Origin of the sequence: Porphyromonas macacae DSM 20710 = JCM 13914 (assembly GCF_000379945.1) — a bacterium.
Classification (GTDB): Bacteria; Bacteroidota; Bacteroidia; order Bacteroidales; family Porphyromonadaceae; genus Porphyromonas; species Porphyromonas macacae.
Map to the genome: position 1 here is coordinate 388493 of NZ_KB904124.1, position 25298 is coordinate 413790.

General features: G+C 43.9%; 22 protein-coding genes and 1 riboswitch. Of the genes, 19 read left to right on the forward strand and 3 right to left on the reverse strand.

The annotated features are described in order from the left end of the window. Nucleotides 1-47 precede the first annotated feature (47 nt). The 9 genes from A3GI_RS0101845 (at nt 48) to A3GI_RS0101890 (ending at nt 12851) form a co-directional block, all read left to right on the forward strand. Complete coding sequence (locus tag A3GI_RS0101845) at nt 48-1673, forward strand: ABC-F family ATP-binding cassette domain-containing protein (protein ID WP_018359779.1); 1626 nt, start codon at nt 48-50, stop codon at nt 1671-1673. A 15-nt stretch (nt 1674-1688) separates the two neighbouring features. After that, nucleotides 1689-2009: a heavy metal-binding domain-containing protein gene (locus tag A3GI_RS0101850; RefSeq protein WP_025079325.1), complete on the forward strand. Its 321-nt coding sequence runs from the start codon at nt 1689-1691 to the stop codon at nt 2007-2009. 169 nt (nt 2010-2178) lie between these two features. Further along, nucleotides 2179-2727 carry a hypothetical protein gene (locus A3GI_RS0101860; RefSeq protein WP_018359781.1) on the forward strand — a complete coding sequence of 183 codons (549 nt, stop codon included), beginning with the start codon at nt 2179-2181 and terminating at the stop codon, nt 2725-2727. A gap of 12 nt (nt 2728-2739) precedes the next feature. Continuing rightward, a complete protein-coding gene (locus A3GI_RS0101865; RefSeq protein ID WP_018359782.1) occupies nt 2740-3615 on the forward strand; it encodes a thiol-activated cytolysin family protein in 876 nt (291 codons plus the stop codon). Nucleotides 3616-3979: 364 nt separating this feature from the next. After that, complete coding sequence (gene lpdA, locus A3GI_RS0101870; protein ID WP_018359783.1) at nt 3980-5353, forward strand: dihydrolipoyl dehydrogenase; 1374 nt, start codon at nt 3980-3982, stop codon at nt 5351-5353. Nucleotides 5354-5942: 589 nt separating this feature from the next. Beyond that, nucleotides 5943-9023 (forward strand): SusC/RagA family TonB-linked outer membrane protein, encoded by a 3081-nt coding sequence (locus A3GI_RS10260; RefSeq protein ID WP_018359785.1) that lies wholly within the window; start codon nt 5943-5945, stop codon nt 9021-9023. Nucleotides 9024-9035: 12 nt separating this feature from the next. Next, nucleotides 9036-10682: a RagB/SusD family nutrient uptake outer membrane protein gene (locus A3GI_RS0101880; RefSeq protein WP_018359786.1), complete on the forward strand. Its 1647-nt coding sequence runs from the start codon at nt 9036-9038 to the stop codon at nt 10680-10682. A gap of 338 nt (nt 10683-11020) precedes the next feature. After that, nucleotides 11021-12244, forward strand: a complete 1224-nt coding sequence (locus tag A3GI_RS0101885) for an aminotransferase class V-fold PLP-dependent enzyme (RefSeq protein WP_018359787.1) — start codon at nt 11021-11023, stop codon at nt 12242-12244. Between the two features lie 4 nt (nt 12245-12248). Then, nucleotides 12249-12851 carry a ribonuclease HII gene (locus A3GI_RS0101890; RefSeq protein WP_018359788.1) on the forward strand — a complete coding sequence of 201 codons (603 nt, stop codon included), beginning with the start codon at nt 12249-12251 and terminating at the stop codon, nt 12849-12851. 62 nt (nt 12852-12913) lie between these two features. Here A3GI_RS0101890 and A3GI_RS0101895 read toward each other — a convergent pair whose 3' ends face one another. Further along, nucleotides 12914-13195, reverse strand: a complete 282-nt coding sequence (locus A3GI_RS0101895) for a hypothetical protein (RefSeq protein WP_018359789.1) — start codon at nt 13193-13195, stop codon at nt 12914-12916. A gap of 4 nt (nt 13196-13199) precedes the next feature. Continuing rightward, entirely contained in the window at nt 13200-13901 is a 702-nt protein-coding gene (locus A3GI_RS0101900; RefSeq protein WP_018359790.1) for a hypothetical protein, read from the reverse strand. Nucleotides 13902-14140: 239 nt separating this feature from the next. Here A3GI_RS0101900 and A3GI_RS0101910 point away from each other — a divergent pair, with 239 nt between their 5' ends. The 3 genes from A3GI_RS0101910 to rny all read left to right on the forward strand — a co-directional run bounded on the left by A3GI_RS0101910 (nt 14141) and on the right by rny (nt 16491). After that, the gene (locus tag A3GI_RS0101910) at nt 14141-14437 is read left to right on the forward strand and encodes a hypothetical protein (RefSeq protein ID WP_018359791.1); all 297 of its coding nucleotides are present in this window, start codon (nt 14141-14143) and stop codon (nt 14435-14437) included. 19 nt (nt 14438-14456) lie between these two features. Further along, a complete protein-coding gene (locus A3GI_RS0101915; protein ID WP_018359792.1) occupies nt 14457-14765 on the forward strand; it encodes a cell division protein ZapA in 309 nt (102 codons plus the stop codon). Nucleotides 14766-14949: 184 nt separating this feature from the next. After that, nucleotides 14950-16491 (forward strand): ribonuclease Y, encoded by a 1542-nt coding sequence (gene rny / locus A3GI_RS0101920; RefSeq protein ID WP_018359793.1) that lies wholly within the window; start codon nt 14950-14952, stop codon nt 16489-16491. 109 nt (nt 16492-16600) lie between these two features. On the opposite strand, the gene A3GI_RS0101925 is transcribed toward rny, so the two are convergent. Beyond that, nucleotides 16601-17020, reverse strand: coding sequence for an RNA-binding S4 domain-containing protein (locus A3GI_RS0101925; protein WP_018359794.1), 420 nt, complete (start codon nt 17018-17020; stop codon nt 16601-16603). Between the two features lie 298 nt (nt 17021-17318). On the opposite strand from A3GI_RS0101925, the gene gap reads away from it, so the two are divergent. From gap to thiS, 7 genes are all read left to right on the forward strand, one after another. Continuing rightward, the gene (gene gap, locus A3GI_RS0101930) at nt 17319-18323 is read left to right on the forward strand and encodes a type I glyceraldehyde-3-phosphate dehydrogenase (protein ID WP_018359795.1); all 1005 of its coding nucleotides are present in this window, start codon (nt 17319-17321) and stop codon (nt 18321-18323) included. A gap of 928 nt (nt 18324-19251) precedes the next feature. Next, entirely contained in the window at nt 19252-20517 is a 1266-nt protein-coding gene (locus A3GI_RS10265; RefSeq protein WP_238319935.1) for a pseudouridine synthase, read from the forward strand. A gap of 27 nt (nt 20518-20544) precedes the next feature. Next, complete coding sequence (gene asnS / locus A3GI_RS0101940) at nt 20545-21942, forward strand: asparagine--tRNA ligase (protein WP_018359797.1); 1398 nt, start codon at nt 20545-20547, stop codon at nt 21940-21942. A 31-nt stretch (nt 21943-21973) separates the two neighbouring features. Next, nucleotides 21974-23236, forward strand: a complete 1263-nt coding sequence (gene serB, locus A3GI_RS0101945; RefSeq protein ID WP_018359798.1) for a phosphoserine phosphatase SerB — start codon at nt 21974-21976, stop codon at nt 23234-23236. Between the two features lie 22 nt (nt 23237-23258). Continuing rightward, complete coding sequence (locus A3GI_RS0101950) at nt 23259-23558, forward strand: Dabb family protein (RefSeq protein WP_025079324.1); 300 nt, start codon at nt 23259-23261, stop codon at nt 23556-23558. Nucleotides 23559-23783: 225 nt separating this feature from the next. Next, nucleotides 23784-24638 (forward strand): hypothetical protein, encoded by an 855-nt coding sequence (locus A3GI_RS11090; protein ID WP_018359800.1) that lies wholly within the window; start codon nt 23784-23786, stop codon nt 24636-24638. A gap of 181 nt (nt 24639-24819) precedes the next feature. Continuing rightward, nucleotides 24820-24917: riboswitch (TPP riboswitch) on the forward strand. 130 nt (nt 24918-25047) lie between these two features. Then, complete coding sequence (gene thiS / locus A3GI_RS0101965; protein ID WP_018359803.1) at nt 25048-25248, forward strand: sulfur carrier protein ThiS; 201 nt, start codon at nt 25048-25050, stop codon at nt 25246-25248. Nucleotides 25249-25298 lie beyond the last annotated feature (50 nt).

Here is a 25298-nt window from a genome sequence, read left to right on the forward strand (position 1 = left end):
GCGTGGCTTTTTGTTACCTTTGCAAAAGAAAAATCCCAATTTATATTATGATAGCAGTTAATGAGTTAAGTGTGCAGTTTGGTAAACGCATACTCTTTCAGGATGTCAATTTGAAATTTACCCCCGGTAATTGTTATGGTGTGATCGGCGCCAACGGTGCGGGCAAGTCCACACTGCTCCGTGTGATCAGTGGAGAGTTGGACCCCACGCGAGGCTCTGTGAGCATGGGGCCGGGCGAACGCCTGTCCGTTCTGGCTCAGGATCACTTCGCTTTCGATGAGTTTACCGTGTTGGATACCGTAATGATGGGGCATACTGTTTTGTGGTCGATTATCGAAGAGAAGAATGCCCTTTACGCCAAGCCCGATTTCAGCGATGAAGATGGAAACCGCGTGGCAGAGCTGGAAGATAAGTTTGCCGAAATGGAGGGATGGAATGCTGAAAGCGATGCCGCCGCCTTGCTTAGCGGTTTGGGCATCCCCGAAAGTGTGCACTACTCGCTCATGAAAGATTTAAGCGGTAAGCAAAAAGTGCGTGTGCTGCTGGCGCGTGCACTGTTCGGTAAACCCGATAATCTTTTGCTGGACGAGCCGACCAATGACTTGGACCTCGATACGGTGGCATGGCTGGAAAATTATCTGTCGGAGTGTGAGCAAACCGTTCTCATCGTCAGCCACGACCGCCACTTCCTCGACTCCGTATGTACACATACCGTAGATATCGACTTCGGTCGTGTGCAGCTCTTTGCCGGTAACTACAGCTTCTGGTACGAGAGCAGCCAGTTGGCTCTGCGTCAGCAACAGCAGCAGAACAAGAAAGCGGAAGAGAAGAAAAAGGAACTCGAAGAATTTATCCGCCGCTTCAGCGCCAATGTGGCCAAAAGCAAGCAGACCACCAGCCGCAAGAAGATGCTGGAGAAACTCAATGTGGAGGAAATCAAGCCCAGCAGTCGTCGCTATCCGGGTATTATCTTCACCACCGAGCGCGATCCCGGCAATAAGATCCTGGAGGTTAAAGGCCTTACCGCACATGCCGATGATGGTACGTTGCTCTTCAAAGATTTCAACCTGAATGTGGAGAAAGACGATAAAATTGTCTTTATCAGCCATGATCCCCGTGCCATGACCGCTCTTTTCGAGATTATTAATGATAATCAGAAACCGACAGAGGGTACTTTCGAATGGGGGCAGACCATTACCACGGCTTACTTGCCTTTGGACAACTCTGCTTTCTTCGATACCGATATGAATCTTGTGGACTGGCTGTCGCAGTATTCGCCTGATACCAACGAGGTGTATATCAAAGGCTTCCTCGGGCGGATGCTGTTCAGCGGTGAGGAAATTCTGAAGAAAGCATCGGTGCTCAGCGGAGGCGAGAAGATGCGTTGCATGATTTCCAGGATGATGATGCGCAATGCCAACGTGCTGATTCTCGACAGCCCTACGAACCATCTGGACTTGGAGTCTATACAGGCATTCAACAATACGCTCAAAACCTTTAAGGGTAACGTGCTCTTTACCAGCCATGACCACGAGTTCATCCAAACCGTGGCTAACCGGATTATAGAGCTGGCACCGGGCGGTATCATCGACAAGATGATGGATTACGACGATTATATCACCGACCCCACGGTGGCCGAACTGCGTCAGAAGTATTATGCACAAAATAATTAAAAACTTTTTCTGATTATGTTAATGAGTACAACGCCCACTATTGAAGGGCGACCTGTAAGAGAATATTTGGGTGTGGTAACGGGTGAAACCATTATCGGCGCCAATGTGATCAGAGATTTTTTAGCCGGGATAACCGATTTTTTCGGAGGCCGCTCCGGAGCTTATGAAGAGGTGCTTCGTAAAGCCAAAGATCAGGCCTTGCAGGAAATGAGCGCTCAGGCTGCCCGCATGGGAGCCACGGCTGTGGTGGGTATCGATCTGGACTATGAAACGATCGGATCCGGCGGCAGTATGCTGATGGTGAGCTGTAGCGGTACGGCTGTTGTTCTTTCTTAGCGATTTCAATAACCTTTTAACCGGATGGTTTGCAAAAAACAAAGCAGATCTATCCGGTTTTTTCTTTTTCTCAATATCCTTTTATGTATATTTGTCAGATATATTTCGAGGGTATGCAAATACTGTAGAAATAGGGAATAGTCTAATACTCAATTAAATTATAAATCTTATGAAAAATACATTCCTGTTTTTTTGTTTGGGTCTGTGTTTTCTGGTTGCTTCATGCAATTCCAAGAATGACCCTGCACCCGGCCCGGAAGATCCGGCAGAATACTCTCTACAATTAAAAACTTCTGAGGTAGTGGAGCTTAAGCAGTTTAATTCGGGGAAACCGGTGCAGGATGTGCCCGAAGACAAGGTGAAAGAATACTTTGGCGAGATACCGGAAATTACAAGTCCGGTTGAGATTCGTTTTGAGAAGGATCACATAACCGTATTAAGGCAATACGATGTTGCGGAGAAATATAAATCTCAATGGAAAAACAACGAGCTTTATATTTTTGACGAGTCGACCGGGGAGTGGTTGCATTGCGGGAATAAATCGGACAATAAGCAGTTTGTGCTGAATGTTGTCTTTTTGAAAGAGAGCCGTAAGAATGATCAACGAAGCCTTATGATAATGGAGCAGATGTATGGAACGAAGGCAAAAATGAACGAAAACGCCGGAACTTCTGCTTTGCTGCTGAAAGTTAATTATGTATTTGAGGGTAAACGATAAAATCTTAAGGAAATGAAAATAAAAACAATCATCATAACAGCATTGCTGTTTACAGGGTTATCTTTGCATGCCCAAACAGAAAGAAAAGCCATCGACTTCGTTTCCAAGTATCCCGGAAAAACATTTGTAGGAGCTGTTCTTGAGCATAAGAGTATAAATACCGAAGAATATAAGTTCGTGAAAGTCGAACCTTCTCCCGTAACCATCAGTTTCTTCTCTTTGCCCGTAAAGTCTGAAACGATTATTCCCTCTTATGAGAATCTGATGAATGTTGTAAGGGATAAAGTGTTGCGTATCGGAAAAATTAAGTCGAATCATTCTTTTTCTTTCTCTTTGAAGGAATTGAAATCTTACGATTTCCTTTCATTATCTTTTGGGCAAAAGATCGATACCGATTTATTTTTCGGCATATCGAAAGACGCCAAGCCTCGAAAAACAGCTGTAATGGTGGATATGTCTCAAACATATTTCAGCGTGGTTATGGATCTTCCTGAAAGCGGAAAAATTTATGACAAAGACCGAAACCCCGAGATTGTCAAAAGAGAAGACGAACTGGTATATATCGGTTCCGTCGAATTCGGACGAAAGGTTACGGCAATCGTGGAGTCGCCGGTTTCATACGGTGATTTGAAGCAAGCCATTCAGGAAGCTTTGTCCGAAAGTAAAGATAAACCCATGAGCAAGAAAAGCCGGTCCATACTGGCAAGAGCTACGGTACGGGTTATGGTGATTGGCGATGAGAAGCTGCCGGATACTCACCCGGACAATGTGTTCGGCAATATCAAAGATTATTTTGATCGCCCTGTTACCGTGGAGGATTTTGGAAAGCCGATCACTTTTCAGGCCTCTTATGTGAAAGATAACAGCGTATTCCAAAATACATTCTAAAAACAACAACTTGCTTGCGGGCTATCTTTGCCGGTAAAGATTGCGTTTCTTGAGGGAAGATATCCTGCGATATGTAAGCATTGAATTCCTCGTTTTACATTTGCCTGAGAGGTTGTGTAAAACGAGGATTTTTTTGTATTCCCCAAAAGGCCTCAAACGAGATACACAATCGTTTTTCGTTTCAGGAAAGAATCTTGGACAGGAATTACAGGATAATGACAATGAGACAGGAAACGGAAACGGTTTATCCGCCTTGGAGTATTCTTTTATTTGAATAAAATACGTACGTTTGTTTTCACTTGGCTGTGAGTGTGTTTATGGCCGTGCAAATCTTGGATAAACCTTGTAAAAACATATTAATATTATGACTGCGATTTTCGATTTGGCCGTAATCGGTGCCGGCCCCGGTGGAGATAATGCTGCCGAATATGCTTCTGCAAACGGATTGAAAACGATAATCTTCGAGAAAAATAATGTGGGCGGCGTATGCCTCAACGAAGGATGTGTGCCCACAAAGACTATTCTCCACAGTGCACATATTTATCATAAAGCCGGTGCCGACGGACGCAAATATGCCGTCAGTGCGGAAAATATAGAAGTGGCACTGGATAAATTGATTGCCAGAAAAAACAAGATCATCAAGAAATTCTCCGCCGGTATCCGCGGCGATTTCAAAAACCATGGTGTTGAGCTGGTTATGGCCGAGGCCGTACTCAATGGCAAGGATACCGATGGAAACTATCGTATCGATGCCGGGGGGGAAACTTATCTGGCAAAACATATTTTGTTGGCCACAGGGAGTCGTTCTTTCATTCCACCCATTCCCGGTTTGGATAAGGTGGATTACTGGACGAATAAGGAGGCGCTGGATTGTAAGGAGCTGCCGAAAAGTCTGACCGTTATAGGCGGCGGTGTTATCGGCATGGAGTTCGTTTCGTTCTTCAATACCATGGGCGTACCGGTTACGGTGGTGGAGATGATGCCTAAGATTTTGGGTCCTATGGATGAGGAACTTTCGGAAGAGCTGATGAAGACCTACGAAAAGCGTGGCGTTAAGTTCTATCTCAACACAAAAGTGGTGGAAGTCGCTCCGGGTGTTGTTTATGCCGAGCTGCCCGAGGGCGAGCGTATAGAAATTCCCGGCGATCGAATTATGGTCAGCGTCGGTCGTAAGGCTGTTACCGAAGGGTTGGGGTTGGACTCTTTAGGCATAAAAACCGAGCGTGGGGCAGTGCCGGTAAATGAGCACATGCAAACCTCCGACCCGAATGTCTATGCCTGTGGCGATATTACCGGACAGGCTTTGCTGGCGCATGTGGCGCGCCGTGAGGGACAGGTGGCCGTTCACCATCTTCTGGGTGTGGAGGATGCGATGAGCTATAAGGCTATCCCCGCCATTGTTTACACCGATCCCGAGGTCTCTTCCGTAGGAGCCACGGAGCGCGAACTCAAGCTGAATAATGTCCCTTATCAAGTGTTGCGTTTACCCATGTCGTACAGCGGTCGTTTTGTCATAGAAAACGAGCAGGTAAACGGTATTTGCAAGGTGTTGACAGATGCCGAAGAGAAAATTATCGGAGCACACTTGTTGGGCAATACGAGCAGCGAGTTTATTACCATCATCACACTTGCAGTGGAAAAAGGGATGACGGTGGACGAATTGAGCCGTATCGTATTTCCGCACCCCACTATTTCGGAGATCTTATTCTCTACCACTTATCCCCGCAAACGTCGGTAGATTTTTATAATAAGTAAATACAAATACATTGAAAGGAGATACTCGTAGGCCGCTTTTTCAGGCTTATCGAGTATCTCCTTATTTTTCTTTTATCAGAAAATACAAGAAGGTAAAATGTTTGACAAAAATCTTGTCACCTTGAAAATATCCCCAAGAATAAAAGAATTTTCACCCCATTATGTCTGTCTGTTTTTGTTTAACGAGTTCTATTCCGGTATTCGATAAAAATAAACAGATTGGTTTTCGATGGTATAAATAAATAATTTTAATAACTCATTTTTCGAATTAAATAAAACAAATACTCTTTTTCTTTCGCTGTTTTTTGTGATTCTAAAAAGTGTGTAATTCTTTTATTTACAGATTTTTAGATGATACATATTTTCTGTTTTTTCTTCTTCTTTTCAAGTCTGCTTTTTTCTGAAAATGATAAAATAAGTTCGTTTTGGTGAACTTTTTATTGCATTTGCATTTTAATTCCATACATTTGTGCCCGGTTTAACCTAAGTGTTTAGGCGCTAATTATTTGAGAGGAATAAGTTTTTGGATGATGCCAAAAAATGTTTTATAAACTAATCAATAAAGTATAACTATGAAGAGACGCAATTTTTACTTGCTCTTTGTTTTACTGTTTGCAGCCATTGGTATAGCTAACGCACAAATGCGTTCGGTTACCGGTGTTGTGACAGATGAACAAAACGAACCGTTGATTCAAGCTTCTATCCGTGTTTTGAATGATAATACACGAGGAGCTGTAACAGACTTGGATGGTCGTTATTCAATTCAAGCCGCACCCGGTGAGGTGCTCGTTTTTTCCTATGTCGGGTATAAAACGCAAAAAATAACATTAGGAAATCAGACTGTCATTAATGTTAAGTTGCTTAGCGATGCCACACAGTTGGAAGGCGTAGTTGTGACTGCCATGGGTATAAAGCGTTCGGAAAAGAGTCTGCCTTATGCAACACAGAAAGTAGATGGCAGTGCTCTTACGCAGGTTCCCAGCACGAACTTCCTGTCTAACCTGAGCGGTAAGACTGCCGGTCTGCAAGTTTCCGGATCCGGTTCCAGCGTTGGTAGCTCTGTTAAAATATTGCTTCGCGGTAATCGCTCCATCAATGGTAATAACCAGCCTCTTTATGTGGTAGACGGCACCCCTATCAACAGTGGTGCGTTCTCTCAAACCGGCGGTGAAGGAGGCTATGGCGGCGGTATCGATGTCGGTGACGGTTTGGCTGTTATCAACCCTAATGATATTGAGGACATCAACGTGTTGAAAGGTGCTTCTGCTGCTGCGTTGTATGGTAGCCATGCTGCCAACGGTGTAATTATGATTACGACCAAGCGCGGTAAAGCCGGCGTTACTTCCGTTTCTGTTCACAGCAGTTTTCAGGCCGATGTTCCTTATATGACATATAAATTCCAGGACCAGTACGGTATGGGCGTGGATGGAGCTGAAACCGTTACGGCTGAAGGTTGGGGCCCGAAGAAGAGTATAAATAACGACTTTATCCGCGATTTTTTCAGAACCGGTACGACTTTTATTAATGGCGTTACCGTTTCCGGCGGTACCGAAAAGTTGCAAAACTTCTTCAGTTACCAGAATACCACGGCCAGTGGCATCCTTGATAAGAACCGTTTGGAAAAACATAACGTTTCACTGCGTTCGACCACCAGCCTTTTTGAGAAATTTATGGATGTCGATGCTTCTGTGGCTTTGACCAAGCAAAATATCAGCCATGCTCCTACGGCTCCGGGACAGTATTTCAACCCGCTGATCGGCCTTTACCTGTATCCTGATGGTAATGAAAACTTCCAGGTTTACAAGAATGAGTATGAGAAGATGGATGCGAAAACCAATATGCTTCGTGAAAACTGGGCATTTATCGGAGACATCAATCACAATCCGTATTGGTTGATAAACAACCATAACTACTCCAGCAAATTGTACAAGGGTATCACCAAAGTGAATTTGACTTTCAATCTTACCGAATATTTGAAGTTTATTCTTCGTGGCAGCTACGATCGCAGCTGGATTACCAACGAACGTAAGGTGGCTGCTACCGCATTCCCTTCCGGTCCTCGTGGCGGACGTTACGATCATAACTTCGATAATGCGGCTAATTCTTATGGCGATGCCATGCTGCAACTCAATAAAGATTTCAATGGATTGTCTGTCATGGCCACTCTGGGAAGCAGTATTTCCGACAATAAGATTTATAAGGAAAGTATTAATCTGGGTGACTTGCAAATCCCCGGAATCTATCATTTTAAGAACTATCTGAAGGGTGGGCGTCCCGGTGTGGATCAGAAAAAGGAACACCGTCAATTGCAATCCGTTTTTGCAACTGCATCATTAGGATGGAAAGATGTGATGTATCTGGATTTAACCGCCCGTAACGACTGGTCTTCTACATTGCCCGCTTCTAACCGCAGCTACTTCTATCCTTCGGTAGGTACCTCCGTTATCTTTAGCAAATGGCTCAAGGATATGGGGTATAGCCTGAATTGGATGAATTTCGGAAAGCTGCGTGCCAGCTGGACATCCGTAGGTAATGATATGCCTTGGGGGCTGACCAACCCGCTGGATGAATTGATCGATGGTGGCGATATCAAAGCCAATACGATCAAACCGTTTACAGATCTCAAGCCCGAGCGTTCGAACTCTTTCGAAGTGGGTTTGAACCTGCGTATGCTGAACAACCGTTTGACTTTCGACCTCGCCTGGTATCAAACGAAGACGAAGAACCAGTACTTCCTGGTAGACAATACATCCGGTACCGGCTATAGCCAGTACTATATCAATGCCGGTGAAGTGCGTAACCGCGGTTTTGAAGGTACCATCGGATTTACTCCCATTCGTACGGAAGATTTTGAATGGACCGGCTATCTGAATTTCTCAATGAATAAAAATAAGGTTCTGAGCCTGCCGGAGCAGTATGATAAAGAAGGTCTTTCATTGTCTAAAGGCGGATTCAATTACCGTCTGTTCAAAGGCAAAGAGTGGGGTGAAATGTATTCTGAGCGTCTGCTGCGCGACGAGCAGGGACGGGTTATCTTGAGCAAAAAAGAAGGAGACAAGGATTTCAGTCTTGCCAAGACCAAAGAAGAAGAGCGTATCGGCAATGTTAATCCTAAATTCCTGATGGGTCTGCGCAATGAGATTCGTTATAAAGACTTTACTTTGGGCTTCCTCATTGATGGACGCTTTGGCGGTGATGTGATTTCTTTGACAGAGGCTAAGATTTCTGCTGCCGGACGCAGCCAGCAGACGGCAGATGCACGCAATAACGGCGGTTTTTCGGTTCCGGCTGTTCAGAATATATTAGATAAAGACGGTAAAGTGATTTCTTCAACTCCGGTTGACAGGATCGATGCGCAGCTGTTCTACAAGTCGGCTCCTGCTTCAGAATTTGCCATGTATAAAGCGACGAATATTCGTTTGCGCGAACTTTCTTTGGCTTATGCGTTGCCTTCACGTTTGTTTGAAAATACGAACTGGTTCAAAGGGGCTACCGTTTCTTTGATCGGCCGAAATCTCTTCTTTATTTACCGCGATGCTCCGTATGATCCGGAAATTGCATTGACCACAAGCGGAAACGGAGGTACGAATGCCGATAACTTCAGCTTGCCTTCTACGCGTAGCTTCGGTTTGAGTATTAATCTGAACTTTTAACAGAACGAAACGATGAAAAAACAATTCTATATCGCAGTGTTTGCTGTAGCAGCATTCATGGGTATTCTCTCCGGCTGTACCGATGGCTTCGATGAGATGAATACCAATCCTTATGGCGTGACCCCGGAGCATAAGAAACCGTATGTTCTTGAGTTGGGCGGCTTTATACCACAAATGCAGAAGTCTATATATTTCAATCGTGAGAATAAAGACTGGGATTTCCAGATTATGCAGAACCTCTCTTCAGACGTATATTCCGGTTATATGACTCCTCCTACTCCGTTTGCAGGAGATAAGAATAATATTACTTATTTCATGATGGAGGGTTGGAACTCTTATAGCTTTGGTGCATACAATAACGGTTTGATGAAACCCTGGACCAAGATCAGGGAGATGACTCTGGATAAGAACGAATTTCTGGAAGTGTATGCGGTATCTCTGCTGCTTAAGGTGCAGGGTATGCAGCAGTCTACCGATATCTACGGTCCGATTATTTATTCCGATTACGGTAAAGGGGGCGTTTCTTCCAAATACGACTCACAGGAGGAGGTTTATAAAACTTTCCTGAAAGAAATCGATGATGCACAAAAGTATATCAGAGATTTCCAGAAAAGCGAACGCAAAGCTGCCCGTTTGTTGGCCGAATACGATTTGATTTTCGGTGGAGACTATGATCAGTGGCTTAAGCTGGCCAACTCTCTTCGCTTGCGTATTGCTATCCGTTTGTCCAAAGTCGATCCCGCATTGGCCAAAGAACAGGGAGAAAAGGCAGTGAAAGACCCCGCCGGTTTCCTGGAAAAGGATATGATTATGCCCACGCTCACCATGAAGAATCCTTTGAATATATTGGCTTATGCTTATGACGATGCCCGTATGAGTGCTGATATGGAGTCGATTATGGTCGGACTTAAAGACCCGCGTATCAGCAGTTACTTTGACTATGCTACCGATGAAGAAGTTGTAAAAAAACATGGTCCGAAGCATTATCAGGGTATTCGTCAGGGTACCAATATGGTGAATAAGGATACGCGTAAGAACTACTCTAATCTGGCAGAAAAACGCTTTAGTGTATCTAAAGTAAACAGTAATGATATCGTTTTGATGTCTGTTGCAGAGATCTGTTTCCTTCGTGCGGAAGGGGCTTTGCGCGGTTGGGCCGGTATGGGTTCGGCTGAAAAACTTTATGAGCAGGGTGTGGAGGCTTCGTTCTCTTCTCTGGGCGTTGCAGGTGTGGCCGATTATCTGAAAGACGGAACGAGCAAGCCTAAAGCTTATGACGATCCTGCCAATAAGGAACATGACAGCGAGGCCGTTTCCAAAGTAACCGTTAAATGGAATGAGGCAGATAATAAAGAAGTTAAATTGGAGAAAATCATTACTCAGAAGTGGATTGCAATGTTCCCCAATGGTCGTGAAGCATGGAGTGAATTCCGCCGTACCGGTTATCCTCGTTTGTTCCCGATTTTGGTAAACAACAGTGCCGGTACGATCGACTCTAAAATAATGATTCGCCGTTTGCCTTTCTCTAAAGATGAGTATCGCGATAATAAAGCGGAAGTGGAAAAGGCTGTTAAGATGCTTAAGGGAGCCGATAACGGCGGTACGATGCTTTGGTGGGATACCAATGCCGGTGCTGCTGCCGGAGCTTCGAACTTCTAATATGGCAATACAGCCTTTTTAGGCATATCTCCTGTATTATAAGAAAAACCCGCATAGCACAGACCGTTATGCGGGTTTTCCTTTTGTTAGGAAGATGATGAATATTGAAAATCGAAGAGTATGGTAGCCGCCCCAAGTTGATGAGTATTCGATGTAAGGATATGCACAGAAACTGTCACAGTCTGTTTGCAGGTAAGCCGGTTCCTCCTTTGTACGATACTATGCTTATTTAACGTTTTATCTTGAATTTACCGCAGTGTTGCGTTGGATATACCGGAATACGGATAATAACTGCCGTTAGATAATGTTATCTTTGCAACATTCAATTCTATTTTGTTATGGAATATAATGTACAAGAGCTGAGAAAGCAATTCCCTATATTAGATATTGCAATTCATCAAAAACCTTTGGTTTATTTGGATAATGCCGCCACAACACAGAAGCCGGAGTGTGTTATCGACGCTATTGCCCGGGTTTACGGAGAGGCCAATGCCAACGTGCATAGAGGTGTGCACTATTTGAGCCAGTTGGCTACGGAAAGGCATGAGCAGGCACGTAAGACCGTAGCCGGTTTTATTCACGCTCCGGAAGAGGAGTCCGTTATCTTTACTCGTGGCACCACCGATAGTATCAATCTGGTGGCTTCGTCTTATGGGCGTACATTCTTTCAACCGGGCGGCGAGATTATTATCAGTACGATGGAGCACCATTCCAATATCGTACCCTGGCAAATGATTGCCAAAGAGCGAGGGGCAGTGTTGCGGATAGTGCGGTTGAATGAATGCGGTGAAATCGATATGGAGCATTACCGCAGCCTGTTGAATGATAAGACGGTGTTTGTTGCCGTTTCTCATGTGAGCAATGTGTTAGGTACGGTCAATCCGGTTAAGGAAATGATCGAATCGGCTCATGAACGAGGAGTGCCCGTGCTTCTGGACGGAGCTCAGGCGATTGCCCATACACCGGTGGATGTACGCGAACTGGATGCCGATTTTTATGCTTTCAGCGCTCATAAAATTTATGGTCCTAACGGCATCGGCGTTTTATACGGCAAACGGGAGCTTTTGGATAAAATGCCTCCTTATCAGGGAGGAGGGGAAATGATTAAAAAGGTTACGTTTCAGGAAACGACCTATAATGAGTTGCCGTTCAAGTTCGAAGCCGGCACCCCGGATTATGTCGGCAGCGTAGCCATGGCCAGAGCTTTGGATTTTGTCGGATCCATAGGTGTGAAAAAGATTGCAGCCCATGAACACGAATTGCTTCAATATGCTACATCCCGAATGTTGGAAGAGATCCCCGGGCTTCGTATTATCGGTACTTCCGAGAGAAAAGCCGGAGTCATTTCCTTTGTTGTCGATCGCATTCATCCTTATGATTTAGGTATGCTGTTAGACCGGTTGGGTATCGCCATTCGCACGGGACATCATTGTGCAGAGCCTCTGTTGGACAGCTATGGGCTTACCTCTACCGCGCGTATCTCTTTCGGCTTGTATAATACGGCAGAAGAGGTGGATATATTTATGGATGCGTTGAAGAGAGTGGTCGGTATGTTTTCATAGGAAGATGAGCGAAGAAAGGGGGAAACTTAAGAACCTGTTTGCCGGTGATGGGTTGTCGGAATGCGGCTGTGATGAAGCCGGACGCGGCTGTTTGGCAGGACCCGTTTTTGCTGCTGCTGTCATACTGCCTTCGGATTTTTATCATCCTCTGTTGAATGATTCCAAGAAGCTCACGGAGAAACAGCGTTATATGCTTCGTCCGTATATACAGGAGCATGCTGTGGCATGGTCTGTGGCGAGTGCCACGGCTGCCGAAATAGATGAAGTGAATATTTTGCATGCCTCATTTCTGGCGATGCACCGGGCGGTGGACAATCTGTCCGTTATGCCCGAACGATTGCTGATCGATGGCAATCGTTTTGATGCCCACCCGAAAATCCCTCATGTATGTTTGGTGCATGGCGATGCTCTTTATGCCCCGATAGCTGCGGCCAGTGTATTGGCCAAGACCTGTCGTGATGATTACATGAAAAAACTTGCCGCAGATTACCCCGCTTATAATTGGGTTTCAAATAAAGGGTATCCCACGGAAGAACATCGTGCCGCTGTAGAGATTTTCGGATTGACTCCCCATCACCGAAAAACATTCTGTAAAAGTAAATTTTAGTGCCGGTTTGAGGTTAAGGAATTTGTATTTCCATCAAATTCTTTTGATCTCTTATTTTTCTTTTATTTAACTGCTTTTTTGACCAGTTTCAGTATGGCGTTTGCCGTATTATTGCACTTTTGATAAAAATTCAACAGGGTTGTATTTTTGTCTGTCGATTTGCTGATTTCTTTCTCCAGTTCTGCAATAAGGGCTTTATCCGCTCCCGATCTTTTGAGTTTCTTGATAATATCCGGGAAAAATGATTTTCCCATGGCTTTCGCTTTTTCTTCTGCTGTTTGAATATCAGCGAGAAGAGCGGCTTCTTCCGCCGCTTTCTCTAAATCTTCGATATTGATTTTCATGATTCTATTCTTTTATTATGTTGATGATGTCTTTTACTTTTTCTTCAACAGCTTCTGCTTTGTCCAGTTCGCTTTGAATTTGATTTAACCGGTTGTCTATTTTTTTGAGAGATTGCTGTACGATGGAATCGAGTTTTTGAGGAGAAATGACTTTGCCCAGATAGTCGTTGTATTGTTTTTGCAGTTCATTGTTCGATATGAGATTCTTCATCAAGATCGTATTCATTTTGATAGCCATATCGTATTCGTCGTTGAAAGATTTTAATGTCGCTTCTTTTTCTTCTAAAATCGGTTTAATCAATATGGCTTTCTGTGATTGATATTTTTTCATTCCGACTTTAGTTAAAGCAGTCAGTATCTTCATCCGGTTTTGTATGTTGTTCGTCTTTACCGCCTCATCCCAAACGGCAATAACCGCAGGCGTTTCAAACCAGTTTTCTAAAAATTGCGGATACCAAATATTGTCAAGGAAATCGATAACATTGTTTTCTTTCTCTTTGTATATATTTTCGATGATTTCGGCGTTTGCCCGTTTGAGTGCATATAACTGTTGTTCCAGTTGAATGGACATGTCGACGGACGCTTTCGGCACACTGGCGCAAGAGACCAGGATAAACAGGGATAACCCGATAAAAATAATGTTGCTTTTTATTTTTTGATAGAGAAAAGGGTCTCTTGAGAATGTTTGTTTTTGTCTGATTTGCATGATTTTATCCTTTTGTTTATTAATAAAGGTAATCTAAAAAGTGTATTATTAAAAATGGCGTGCTTTTATTTCTGTATTATGGATTTTTTGTGCTTTTGTTATGCCTGAAAAAGAAGGACTGTTGTTCGCGGGGCTTTTTACGTTGTTGCGAGAGTCGGAGAAGGTTTTTGGGTCGATGACAGTCGGAAAGGCCTTAGAATCAAACAATTTGGTTACATTTGTATAAAGTAAGGTATTATATGACGGATCAGGAACGATTAAACCTGATAAGACTGGAGGAAAATATCCAAAAGTTGATCGGTTTAGCAAGTACTTTGAGGAAAGACAATGACTTGCTTCGACAGCGTTTAGCCGACTGTGAGGAACAGCTCCGCATCAGTATGAAACAGAGAACTGCTGCTGAGACGAGAAATGAAATGCTGCTTGTTGCAGGAGCTTTAGCCGGCGATGAAAACGGCGTCAAGTATGCAAAAAGTCGTATAGACGAGCTTATAAAAGAAGTAGATAGGTGTATATCACTGATTAAAACAGAATAAATATCCGTTGGATCAATCGATGTTGACAGACAGGCAGCGTATTAATTTGATTATCGACGCTAATCATTTAACGCTTTATGTGCCGAGAGAGGAAGAGCAAACCTTTCGGCAGGCCGGTACGTATGTCAATGAACGAATTCAGGGATACAAAACCAAATACCCAAATAGTAAGTTGTTGCCTGCCGGTTGTTACTTGTTGATGTCTGCGGTAGATGCTGCTTATTATTATTTGAAGAGTGCAAAAAAGGCCGACAGCCAACCGGTGCATGATAAGATTACAGTATTAAACAGGACAATCGAAGATTTTCTGTTGTCTAATCGATATTGAGTTGCCGAGTCGATAATCTGTTGTTTTTGATTCTTCTGCAAAAGTAGTCTTTGGTTATTCTTGTCTTCTATTCTTTTTCAAGTTCCTTTTATTTGTCGTGTATATATTTTATTGGGGAGAAACCTGTTGGTTTAGCCCTTATGTTATTAGGTGTGAATTTTAATAGTTAAAAACAAAAAAATATATGAACCTATTTTTTACCATAGTACTCCTGGCTGTGGCGTTTGCCGTCGGCATGGGGTTGATGTGGTTCTTAGATAACCGCTTGCTAATTCAGAAGCGTAAGGCGATTTTAGATGATGCCAGACGGGAATCGGAAGTGCTGAAGCAAAAGAAGTTGCTGGAGGTTAAAGAAAAATTTATACAGCTTAAAGGTGAACTGGAGCAACAGGTGGCTCAGCGCAGCGCCAAACTCAAACAGATGGAGGCTAAACTCAAGAATAGAGAGTTTAATTTGAAGCAACGTCAGGATGAAATTGCAAAAAGAACGTTGGAGATTGATGCCATTAAGGAGAATCTGACGGCCCAATTAAGTGTTATCGATAAGAAAAAGGAAGAGCTGGAAGAACTCAAAATCAAACAGATTACTCATTTGGAGAATCTCTCCGGCTTGTCTGCCGATGAAGCTAAAGAGCGTCTTGTGGACGGACTTCGTGCCGAGGCGAAAGATCAGGCTCAGGCCTATGTGAACGAAATTATGGAGGAGGCCAAGATGACAGCCAATAAGGAGGCTAAGCGTATCGTAATCCAATCGATTCAGCGTGTTGCCACCGAAACGGCTATCGAAAACTCTGTTACGGTATTCCATATAGAGAGCGATGAGATAAAAGGACGTATCATTGGCCGTGAAGGACGTAATATTCGCGCCTTGGAAGCTGCTACCGGTGTGGAAATTATTGTGGATGATACGCCGGAGGCAATCGTATTAAGCGGTTTTGACCCGGTGAGACGTGAAATAGCCCGCTTGGCTTTGCATCAACTGGTGCAGGATGGGCGTATTCACCCTGCCCGTATCGAAGAAGTCGTGGCTAAAGTGCGTAAACAGGTCGAAGAGGAAGTGGTGGAAACCGGAAAACGTACAGTTATCGATTTGGGTATTCATGGTATGCACCCCGAACTTATTCGGATGATCGGAAAGATGAAATACCGTTCTTCCTATGGGCAAAATCTTCTTCAACACTCGCGTGAAACGGCAAATCTTTGCGCAATAATGGCTTCCGAATTGGGGCTTAATCCGAAGAAAGCCAAACGTGCCGGCTTGTTGCACGATATCGGCAAAGTGCCCGATGATGAACCGGAATTGCCGCACGCTTTGCTTGGTATGCGTTTATGTGAAAAATTCAAGGAGAAACCCGATATCTGCAATGCCGTAGGAGCTCACCATGATGAGGTGGAGATGACTTCTCTGATTGCTCCTATTGTGCAGGTTTGCGATGCTATCAGCGGAGCCCGCCCCGGAGCGCGCCGGGAGATCGTAGAGGCTTATATCAAGCGTCTTAACGATTTGGAACAACTGGCTCTTTCTTATCCCGGCGTGATTAAAACTTATGCTATTCAGGCCGGACGCGAATTACGTGTGATTGTGGGAGCTGAACATTCGGATGATGCTTCCATTTCTACACTCAGTACGGAAATTGCAAAACGCATTCAGGATGAAATGACCTATCCGGGTCAGGTTAAGATCACGGTGATTCGTGAAACTCGTTCTGTGGCCTATGCCAAGTAAGAAAAGGAGTGTGCGAGAAATAAACAGCCCGAATAGACCTGCAAATCTATTCGGGCTGTTTTCTTACGTCATACTGCCGGGCGGAAAGGGTTTCCCGTACCGGTTGCCCTTAATCCCAATCTTCATCCCAGTCGAAGAAGTCCATGCCGGAAGGTATCTCTTCGCTGAACTGTTCCAATTCCCGACGATCCTTTTTGGTTGGTCTGCCTAATCCTTTTGCCCGGTCGATGAAACCGGAAATCTTTTGCATCTCCAATATTTCATATTGATCGGATGGGGTAATGTTTTCCATATGTTCGGGCACCAGCTTGGCCCCCATTCTGTTTTGTGCCAGTTTGAGCACTCTGAATTGATAGGTTATAGGAGGTTTCCGAACGGAAATAATATCTCCGACTTTGATGGTTCTGGAAGGTTTGGCCGGTTGGTTGTTTATTTCAATTCTGTTTTTTTTGCAGGCATCAGTGGCAATAGAGCGGGTTTTGAATATTCTCACCGCCCACATCCATTTATCTATTCTTACTTCTTCCATGTTTGTATGCTCAATATAATCTATTCTATGAGAGGATAGAATGTAGTACGAAGGTACTGCATTCATTTGAAAAGACTTGTTTTAAAGTTTTTTACTAATAAGTGTGATTTAATTAGAAACTTTAGCGTGCTGTTCGGTTGGCAAGATTGAATGGGGTAATTTATTGTTGATTGAATTAACTTCATTAAATTTGTGAGTAACGATTTCGATGATGCTAAAACGTCTCAAGTTTATGGCATCGTGTCTCGTTTTTATGAAAAGCCATAACATGGTATAATGTAAAATAAAAAGTAGAAAAATGATTAAAGTTGGTATCAACGGCTTCGGACGCATCGGCCGTTTTGTTTTCCGTGCCGCACAAGAGCGTGACGACATTCAAATTGTAGGTATTAACGACTTGTTGGAGCCCGAGTATTTGGCATACATGTTGAGGTATGATACGATGCATGGCCAGTTCAAAGGTACTATCGAGGTTGAAGGCAATACTCTGATCGTTAACGGAAACAGAATCCGTATTTCAGCAGAGCGCAATCCGGCAGATCTGAAGTGGAACGAAATCGGTGCCGAATATGTGGTGGAATCTACCGGTTTGTTTTTGACCAAAGAGAAATCTCAGGGTCACCTGGATGCCGGTGCTAAATACGTAGTCATGTCTGCTCCTTCAAAGGATGATACTCCGATGTTTGTTTGCGGTGTGAATCTGGATAAATATGAAAAGGGCGTTCGCATTGTTTCTAATGCTTCTTGTACGACCAACTGTCTGGCGCCCATAGCCAAAGTGTTGAATGATAATTGGGGTGTGAAAGACGGATTGATGAGTACTGTGCACTCGATTACGGCTACTCAGAAAACCGTGGACGGTCCTTCTGCCAAAGACTGGCGTGGGGGTCGTGCCGCTTCCGGCAACATTATTCCTTCTTCAACCGGTGCTGCCAAAGCTGTAGGCAAAGTTATCCCCGAACTGAACGGTAAATTGACCGGTATGTCTATGCGCGTTCCTACCTTGGATGTATCTGTGGTAGACCTGACGGTTAATCTGGAAAGACCGGCCAAATATGAGGAAATCTGCGCTGCCATGAAGAAAGCTTCTGAGGGTGAACTGAAAGGTATTCTGGGTTATACGGAAGACGCTGTTGTAAGCAGCGATTTTCTTGGAGACAAGCGTACTTCTATTTTCGATGCGGAAGCAGGTATTGCCCTTACCGATACTTTTGTTAAAGTGGTTTCTTGGTATGACAATGAAATCGGTTACTCAAACAAAGTATTGGATTTGATTGCTCACATGGCTAAAGTAAATGCTTAATTCTTTTTATTATTAGTTAATAGATTGAGACCATAACCTAAGGGCGGGCTTGCAAAAGTCCGCCTTTTTATTTTTATAAATAAATCTTTTTGTATTTTCGGTCTTGATTTGTGAATAGCCTGTTTATCTTCTTAAGATAAATTCTTAAATTTGCAACCGGATAGTTATTGTAATTCCCAAGTATTTTTGATATTTTGTGGGCGCTTAGGGCTATGATACATGTAACTCGTGCCATAAAATGATTTAGGTTTTCCTTGGATTTATCGATTAGGATATAGAACCTTTGTTTATTTACTTACCAACTTACCAAAAAACCAGGACAGAATTAAAAATTGAAAGAGAAAAAAGTTGGCGACCGAGAGGCCGCAATTAGTTTAACAATGTGATCGCAAAGAAAAATATGACAAACGAAGAAAATTTTTTGAATAATCTTAGCCAAAACGAAGGCAGAGAAACAACCCCCGAAACAGACCAATCAGTTAAATCCGGTCGCAAGTTGATGCCGGTGGCCGGTGCAAGTGGAAATGAAGTGGAAATGAATGAGAATAATGCTCAGCCGGGGCATAAACGCAGACGCATCAGAGTGGCTGCGGAGCCGGCTTTCGGAACCGGCGGGCGTTTTTATTCCCGTAAAGAATCGCCTTTTGGAAATAATCCCCATCAAAACAATCCACGTCCCAGAAGAGAGTTTACCCATGATGGAGTGGAAAGACCGCAGGGTGCCTATTCTAAAAACTTCGGTCCCGACAATTATTTTGACGACCGATATGATCGGGAAGACCGTCCGTTCAGATCGAATACGACCGAAGGTTATGAGCAGCGCAAAGAGCGCTATGAGAATGCCGTAAGAGAGCAATATCGCCAACAAAGTAATTATGGCTACGATTCATCCGAAGGAGATGTCGCTTCTGACGCATACGGTGCTCCCATGGCTGAAAGAAGAGAGTACGGCCATGACAATTATGCAGGAGGCAGACCCGATTATAATAATAGAAATAACTACAGATCTCAACACGGTTATAACCAACAACGCGGCTATGGTCAGCAGCGTGGTGGGTATGACAACCCTCGCGGTGGAGGATACGGTCCCCAGCGTAGCGGTTATGATAACCAGCAACGCGGCTATGGTCCTCAGCGTGGCGGGTATGACAACCCTCGCGGTGGAGGATACAGTCCTCAGCGTGGCGGTTATGATAACCAGCAACGCGGTTATAGCCCTCAACGCGGCGGTTATGGCATGCAGCGTCCTTATGAACCGAGACGCAATGATGGAATGCGTAACCCCGAAGGCGGACAGCGAGATTATGGAAACAGAGGAGGTATGCAGCGCGGCGGTGGATATAACAGACCTTATGGCCAGCATGCTCCTCAGCAAAACAAACGTTTCAACAGACCGGGCAGCGGCTTCAAAAAGAATCCCAGACCTCGCCAGCCTATACAGCCTGTAAAATATCAGGAAGTGGTTACGGATCCCAGTGAAGAAATACGTTTGAATAAATTTCTTGCAAATGCCGGGGTTTGTTCACGTCGAGAAGCCGATGAACTTATTCAAAAAGGACTTGTAACGGTTAACGGTGAGGTGGTAACTGAGTTGGGCTCACGTGTTACCCGTCAGGATGAAGTGATTTATAATGGAAATCCTGTTAAGATAGAAAGCAAAGTATACGTTCTGCTTAATAAACCCAGAAACTGTGTAACCACTTCGGATGATCCCGAATGCCGTACCACGGTAATGGATATTGTACGCAATGCCTGTCCTGAGCGTATCTATCCCGTAGGGCGTTTAGACCGCAATACCACCGGTGTTTTGCTGGTGACCAATGATGGCGATCTGGCTGCCAAACTCACTCATCCGTCTTTCATGAAGAAGAAGATCTATCACGTTTGGCTGGATAAAGGTATTCCCGTAGAGGATATGCAACGGATAGCCGAAGGCATTGAGCTGGAAGACGGAGAAATCCACGCCGATGCCATCAGCTATGTGAAGGATGACGACGATAAGCAGGTCGGCATCGAGATTCACTCCGGGCGTAATCGTATTGTGCGCCGTATCTTCGAACATTTGGGGTATCATGTGATCAAGCTGGATCGTGTTTACTTTGCCGGATTGACCAAGAAAAATCTGCCGCGCGGTAAATGGCGTTATCTCAATGAACAGGAGGTTAATAACCTCCGAATGGGTGCATTTGATTAATATCTATCTGATGAAATAACATACGAGATGAAAAGGACTAAAATCATTGATCTCCTCAAGGGAGAGCTGCTTGGAGAAAAGGTTAACATAAAAGGATGGGTTCGCACCCGTCGCGGTAATAAAGCCGTAACGTTCATTGCTTTGAATGACGGTTCTACCATACATAACGTGCAGGTAGTGGCAGATCCTGATTTGTTGCCGAGTGAAGAAATGACCAGAATCACTACCGGGGCATGTCTGAATGTTATCGGTAAACTGGTGGAATCGCAAGGTTCGGGGCAGAGTGTGGAGGTAAAGGCCGAGAGCATCGAAATTTATGGAACGGCAGATCCGCAAACTTATCCGTTGCAGAAGAAAGGACACAGTCTGGAGTTTCTGCGTGAGATTGCTCACCTTCGTCCCAGAACCAATACATTCGGTGCCATCTTCCGTATCAGACACAATATGGCCATTGCCATCCATACCTATTTCCACGAGCATGGATTTGTCTACTTCAACTCTCCTCTTATTACCGGCAGCGATTGTGAGGGTGCCGGACAAATGTTTCAGGTGACTACTTTGGACTTGAATAAGGTGCCCAAAGATAAGGACGGCAATGTCGATTATTCCGAAGATTTCTTCGGTAAACATACGGCCCTCACCGTCTCCGGCCAGCTCGAGGGCGAAATGGCGGCGATGGCCCTGGGCGCTATTTATACTTTCGGTCCTACTTTTAGAGCCGAAAACTCCAATACTCCCCGTCACCTCGCGGAGTTCTGGATGATCGAGCCGGAAGTCGCATTCCTTGAGATTGAAGAGAATATGGACTTGGCCGAAGACTTCATCAAGTTTTGCGTTCAATGGGCATTGGATCACTGTATGGATGATATCAGTTTTCTGAGCGAGCATTTTGATAAGGAGCTGATAGACCGTTTGCGTTTTGTCCTCGATAAGCCGTTTAAGCGTCTGACCTATACGGAAGGTATTCAGGTATTGGAGGACGCCATTAAGCAGGGACGCAAATTCGAATTTCCGGTTTATTGGGGTGCCGATTTGGCCAGCGAGCACGAACGTTATCTTGTGGAAGAATATTTCAAACGACCCGTTATCATGACCGACTATCCGAAAGAGATCAAGAGCTTCTATATGAAGATCAATGACGACGACAAGACTGTTCGCGGTATGGATGTTCTGTTCCCGAAAATCGGAGAAATCATCGGTGGCTCCGAGCGTGAATGGAATTATGATAAACTTGTTAAGCGTGCCAGTGAGATGGGAGTACCCGAGAAGGATATTTGGTGGTATCTGGATTCGCGTCGTTACGGTACTGCTCCACACTCCGGCTTCGGTTTGGGCTTCGAGCGTCTGTTGCTTTTCGTTACCGGTATGAGCAATATCCGTGATGTGATTCCTTTCCCGCGTACGCCGAACAATGCCGAATTCTAAAAAGAAAACATTAATAACAATCTTATCATATATGTCGAACAGAGATTTTATCACGAGTGACAACAGCAAGATAATCCTTGCGAATATCTACGGTGAAGACAAACCGGGGGTGACGGCTCAGCTTACGCAGATTCTTGCAAACCATCAGGCATATATTCTGGACATCGGTCAAAGCGATATTCATAATAATCTGGCTTTGGGCATTCTTTTTCTGACCACCGAAGAGCAGTCCGGTAATATATTGAAAGACTTGCTTTTCAAGAGCTATGAGCTGGGGGTTACCATTCGCTTTAAGCCTATTACCGGAGAGGAGTATATGGATTGGGTCGGCATGCAGGGCAAGAATCGCTATATCATTACCATTGTGGCGCGCAAGATCACAGCAGAGATGATTGCCGGTATTGCACGTGCCAGTGCGGAGCAGGGGCTGAATATAGACGATATCAAACGTCTTACCGGCCGTATCTCGCTCAATGTCGAAGCCTCTAAAACGCCGATGGCCAGTGTGGAGTTTTCCATGCGCGGTACTCCGCACGATGTGGAAGCCTTACAGGCTGAGTTCGTAAGACTTTCACAGGCTCATAGCATGGATGTCTCCTTCCAGCGCGAAAGCATGTACAGACGCACCAGACGCCTGATTTGTTTCGATATGGACTCTACACTCATTCAGACAGAAGTAATCGACGAACTGGCTGAGTGTGCCGGCGTGGGTGACAAGGTAAGAGAGATTACCGAGCGTGCCATGCGCGGAGAAATCGATTTCAATGAAAGTTTCAAGGAGCGTGTAGCCCTGCTTAAGGGGCTGGATGTAAGCGTTATGCAGGAAATAGCCGAGCGTCTGCCGCTTACCGAAGGCTTGGAGCGTCTGATGAAGACGCTTAAACTGGTCGGTTTCAAGATTGCCATCTTGAGTGGAGGATTTATGTTCTTTGGCAATTACCTGAAGAATAAGTTCGGTATCGACTATGTCTATGCCAATGAGCTGGAAGTGGAAGACGGCAAGCTCACCGGCAGATATGTCGGCGATATTGTCGATGGGAAACGTAAGGCCGAACTGTTGCGTTTGATTGCACAGGTCGAAGGTGTCCATTTGATGCAAACCGTTGCCGTGGGCGACGGGGCCAATGACCTCCCGATGCTTTCTCTTGCCGGCTTGGGTATTGCTTTCCATGCCAAGAGTAAGGTTAAACAAAATGCCAAACAGACCTTGAGTAATGTAGGTATCGACGGTATCCTCTACTTCCTTGGGTATAAAGATTCCATCATTGATGATGAGACAGTCAATTCATTATAATCAAGATTATAAACTTAACGTAATGATTAAACATATTGTTCTATTCGGTCTCGACGACACCATGCCCGGCAATAAAAAAGCCCATTTGACCGAGATTAAGAAACGCCTGGAGGCTCTGACGCAGGAAATCGATGCCCTGAAGGGTATGCAAGTGAAGTTTAATGTCAATCCCGCAGAAAATTACGATTTTATGCTCATTGCCGATGTGGAAGATATGGATGCGCTTGGCGTTTATGCCGGGCATCCTTCTCATGTGTCAATAGTCAAGGAGTTGATAGCACCTTATAAGGTTAGTCGTGCTTGTGTAGATTATGAATATTGATATTCCTTAAACGGCATTGTATTAATGATAAAAAAGCTTTCTCCATGCTCCGGAGAGAGCTTTTTGTTTTACTTGTTTTTCGAGTCTTCCCCAAGAGGTTTGTAAGGATTAACTATATTATGTTAATTTCAATAGAATAATCCGGTAGAAAAGACCTAAATTTGTGTTTAGTATAATAACACATGAATAGGAAAAACACAATACAAATGAGTATACCATAACAATATGACACAAGAAGAAATATCAGGAATAAATAGAGTTTTAGACCAACACTTAACGGAAACGGGGAAACAGAGCACTAACCCTGTAGAAGCAAATGCTATACTTGCAGAAAAAGGAATTCTTCGGAATAGTAAAAGCAGACCAGGTGAACCGCTTCGGAAGTTGTTAAAAAAGGGGGTATTTTCTCATGCTTTTCAATCTGCAGGTAAAGGTTCACATTGGATAATTCCTCATTCAAGCAATATCAATCCAATAGTTCCTCAATCAGATAATAAAACAAATGCCATTTTACAAAAACAAAATGTTTCTATGAAAAATGACATTAATGATCTCAAAAGAAAACTTGAAGACGCAAGACTGAAATATAAACCTGATAAAATTGAGTATTTGTTAATAGCTGAAGCTCCACCTGATAATATTGAGCGTTTTTTCTATTATGAAGATGTTCGTAAGCATGATTATTTGTTTTTAGCGATTGTGGAAGCACTTTATCCGGATCAAAAAGAAAAATTTCTTTCAAGTGGAAGATGCAGCCATATGAAAGAATTAATCTTGTGCAAGTTGAAAACAGATGGATTTTATTTGCTTGACCTTTCGGAACTGCCGATAAAATTTCTTAATAATGACTTGTCTGAACAACTTCCTTCCTTGGTTAAGAGAATAAACGATGTCGTTGATAAGCAGACCAATATCATTTTGATTAAAGCTACGGTTTACGATGCTGCATTTTTATATTTGCATGATAAAGGTTTTAATATTGTTGATATTAAAATCCCTTTTCCAAGTAGTGGTAGACAAAATGAATTCCAGACAAAATTTCGTGAAGCACTGACGTGTACTGAAAAATTCTTTGCCTGATGGATAAAAATTCTTCAGGCAAAGAAAAAAAATCCAAGTTAACTTCGTTGAAAATCCGTAGCGCTAAGAATTTTCAGGCATCAGGCAGAGAATTCGAATAAATTGTACGATGCCTTATAACCGAGTGAGTGCAAAGGCTTTTATTAGTATCAAACTTTAATTATATTTGTGTCGCTGGGAGCTAACTACTCGGGGGTGCCAATCGACAAAAGGCTGAGATTATACCCTAAGGACCTGATCCGGATAATACCGGCGTGGGGAGCAGAAGAGTCACAGTTATACAGCGATGCGCTGTTAACCTATTCTATTTTTCCCGATTGATCCTTTTTTAATCTTTTTGCCGGAGGAGATTCCCTTTTCCGGAAATGTTGCTTTTGGCTTTTGTTTCATAACCTTATACAAAAGCTTTATGACCGTTTCTTTTAATGATACACCGCTGAACTGTTCCGCAGGGATGAGCTTGGAAAAATTGCTAACCGAACAATCGTTGCTCCATAAGCGCATAGCCGTTGCCGTAAATGGAAATCTTATCAAACGGGATCTTTGGGGCGAATTGATCCTAACCGAAGGTGCCGATGTGGTCGTTATCGAAGCAACTTACGGAGGGTAGCCTGATTGTCCGCGTCTCAAAAATCAAGTGTATAAACAATCAAGATATTA

Bases quoted from the DNA above. Each gene is read 5' to 3' on its own strand.
- A3GI_RS0101845 (WP_018359779.1), top strand. From the start codon at position 48: ATGATAGCAGTTAATGAGTTAAGTGTGCAGTTTGGTAAACGCATACTC.
- A3GI_RS0101850 (WP_025079325.1), top strand. From the start codon at position 1,689: ATGTTAATGAGTACAACGCCCACTATTGAAGGGCGACCTGTAAGAGAA.
- A3GI_RS0101860 (WP_018359781.1), top strand. From the start codon at position 2,179: ATGAAAAATACATTCCTGTTTTTTTGTTTGGGTCTGTGTTTTCTGGTT.
- A3GI_RS0101865 (WP_018359782.1), top strand. From the start codon at position 2,740: ATGAAAATAAAAACAATCATCATAACAGCATTGCTGTTTACAGGGTTA.
- lpdA (WP_018359783.1), top strand. From the start codon at position 3,980: ATGACTGCGATTTTCGATTTGGCCGTAATCGGTGCCGGCCCCGGTGGA.
- A3GI_RS10260 (WP_018359785.1), top strand. From the start codon at position 5,943: ATGAAGAGACGCAATTTTTACTTGCTCTTTGTTTTACTGTTTGCAGCC.
- A3GI_RS0101880 (WP_018359786.1), top strand. From the start codon at position 9,036: ATGAAAAAACAATTCTATATCGCAGTGTTTGCTGTAGCAGCATTCATG.
- A3GI_RS0101885 (WP_018359787.1), top strand. From the start codon at position 11,021: ATGGAATATAATGTACAAGAGCTGAGAAAGCAATTCCCTATATTAGAT.
- A3GI_RS0101890 (WP_018359788.1), top strand. From the start codon at position 12,249: ATGAGCGAAGAAAGGGGGAAACTTAAGAACCTGTTTGCCGGTGATGGG.
- A3GI_RS0101895 (WP_018359789.1), bottom strand. From the start codon at position 13,195: ATGAAAATCAATATCGAAGATTTAGAGAAAGCGGCGGAAGAAGCCGCT.
- A3GI_RS0101900 (WP_018359790.1), bottom strand. From the start codon at position 13,901: ATGCAAATCAGACAAAAACAAACATTCTCAAGAGACCCTTTTCTCTAT.
- A3GI_RS0101910 (WP_018359791.1), top strand. From the start codon at position 14,141: ATGACGGATCAGGAACGATTAAACCTGATAAGACTGGAGGAAAATATC.
- A3GI_RS0101915 (WP_018359792.1), top strand. From the start codon at position 14,457: ATGTTGACAGACAGGCAGCGTATTAATTTGATTATCGACGCTAATCAT.
- rny (WP_018359793.1), top strand. From the start codon at position 14,950: ATGAACCTATTTTTTACCATAGTACTCCTGGCTGTGGCGTTTGCCGTC.
- A3GI_RS0101925 (WP_018359794.1), bottom strand. From the start codon at position 17,020: ATGGAAGAAGTAAGAATAGATAAATGGATGTGGGCGGTGAGAATATTC.
- gap (WP_018359795.1), top strand. From the start codon at position 17,319: ATGATTAAAGTTGGTATCAACGGCTTCGGACGCATCGGCCGTTTTGTT.
- A3GI_RS10265 (WP_238319935.1), top strand. From the start codon at position 19,252: ATGGCTGAAAGAAGAGAGTACGGCCATGACAATTATGCAGGAGGCAGA.
- asnS (WP_018359797.1), top strand. From the start codon at position 20,545: ATGAAAAGGACTAAAATCATTGATCTCCTCAAGGGAGAGCTGCTTGGA.
- serB (WP_018359798.1), top strand. From the start codon at position 21,974: ATGTCGAACAGAGATTTTATCACGAGTGACAACAGCAAGATAATCCTT.
- A3GI_RS0101950 (WP_025079324.1), top strand. From the start codon at position 23,259: ATGATTAAACATATTGTTCTATTCGGTCTCGACGACACCATGCCCGGC.
- A3GI_RS11090 (WP_018359800.1), top strand. From the start codon at position 23,784: ATGACACAAGAAGAAATATCAGGAATAAATAGAGTTTTAGACCAACAC.
- thiS (WP_018359803.1), top strand. From the start codon at position 25,048: ATGACCGTTTCTTTTAATGATACACCGCTGAACTGTTCCGCAGGGATG.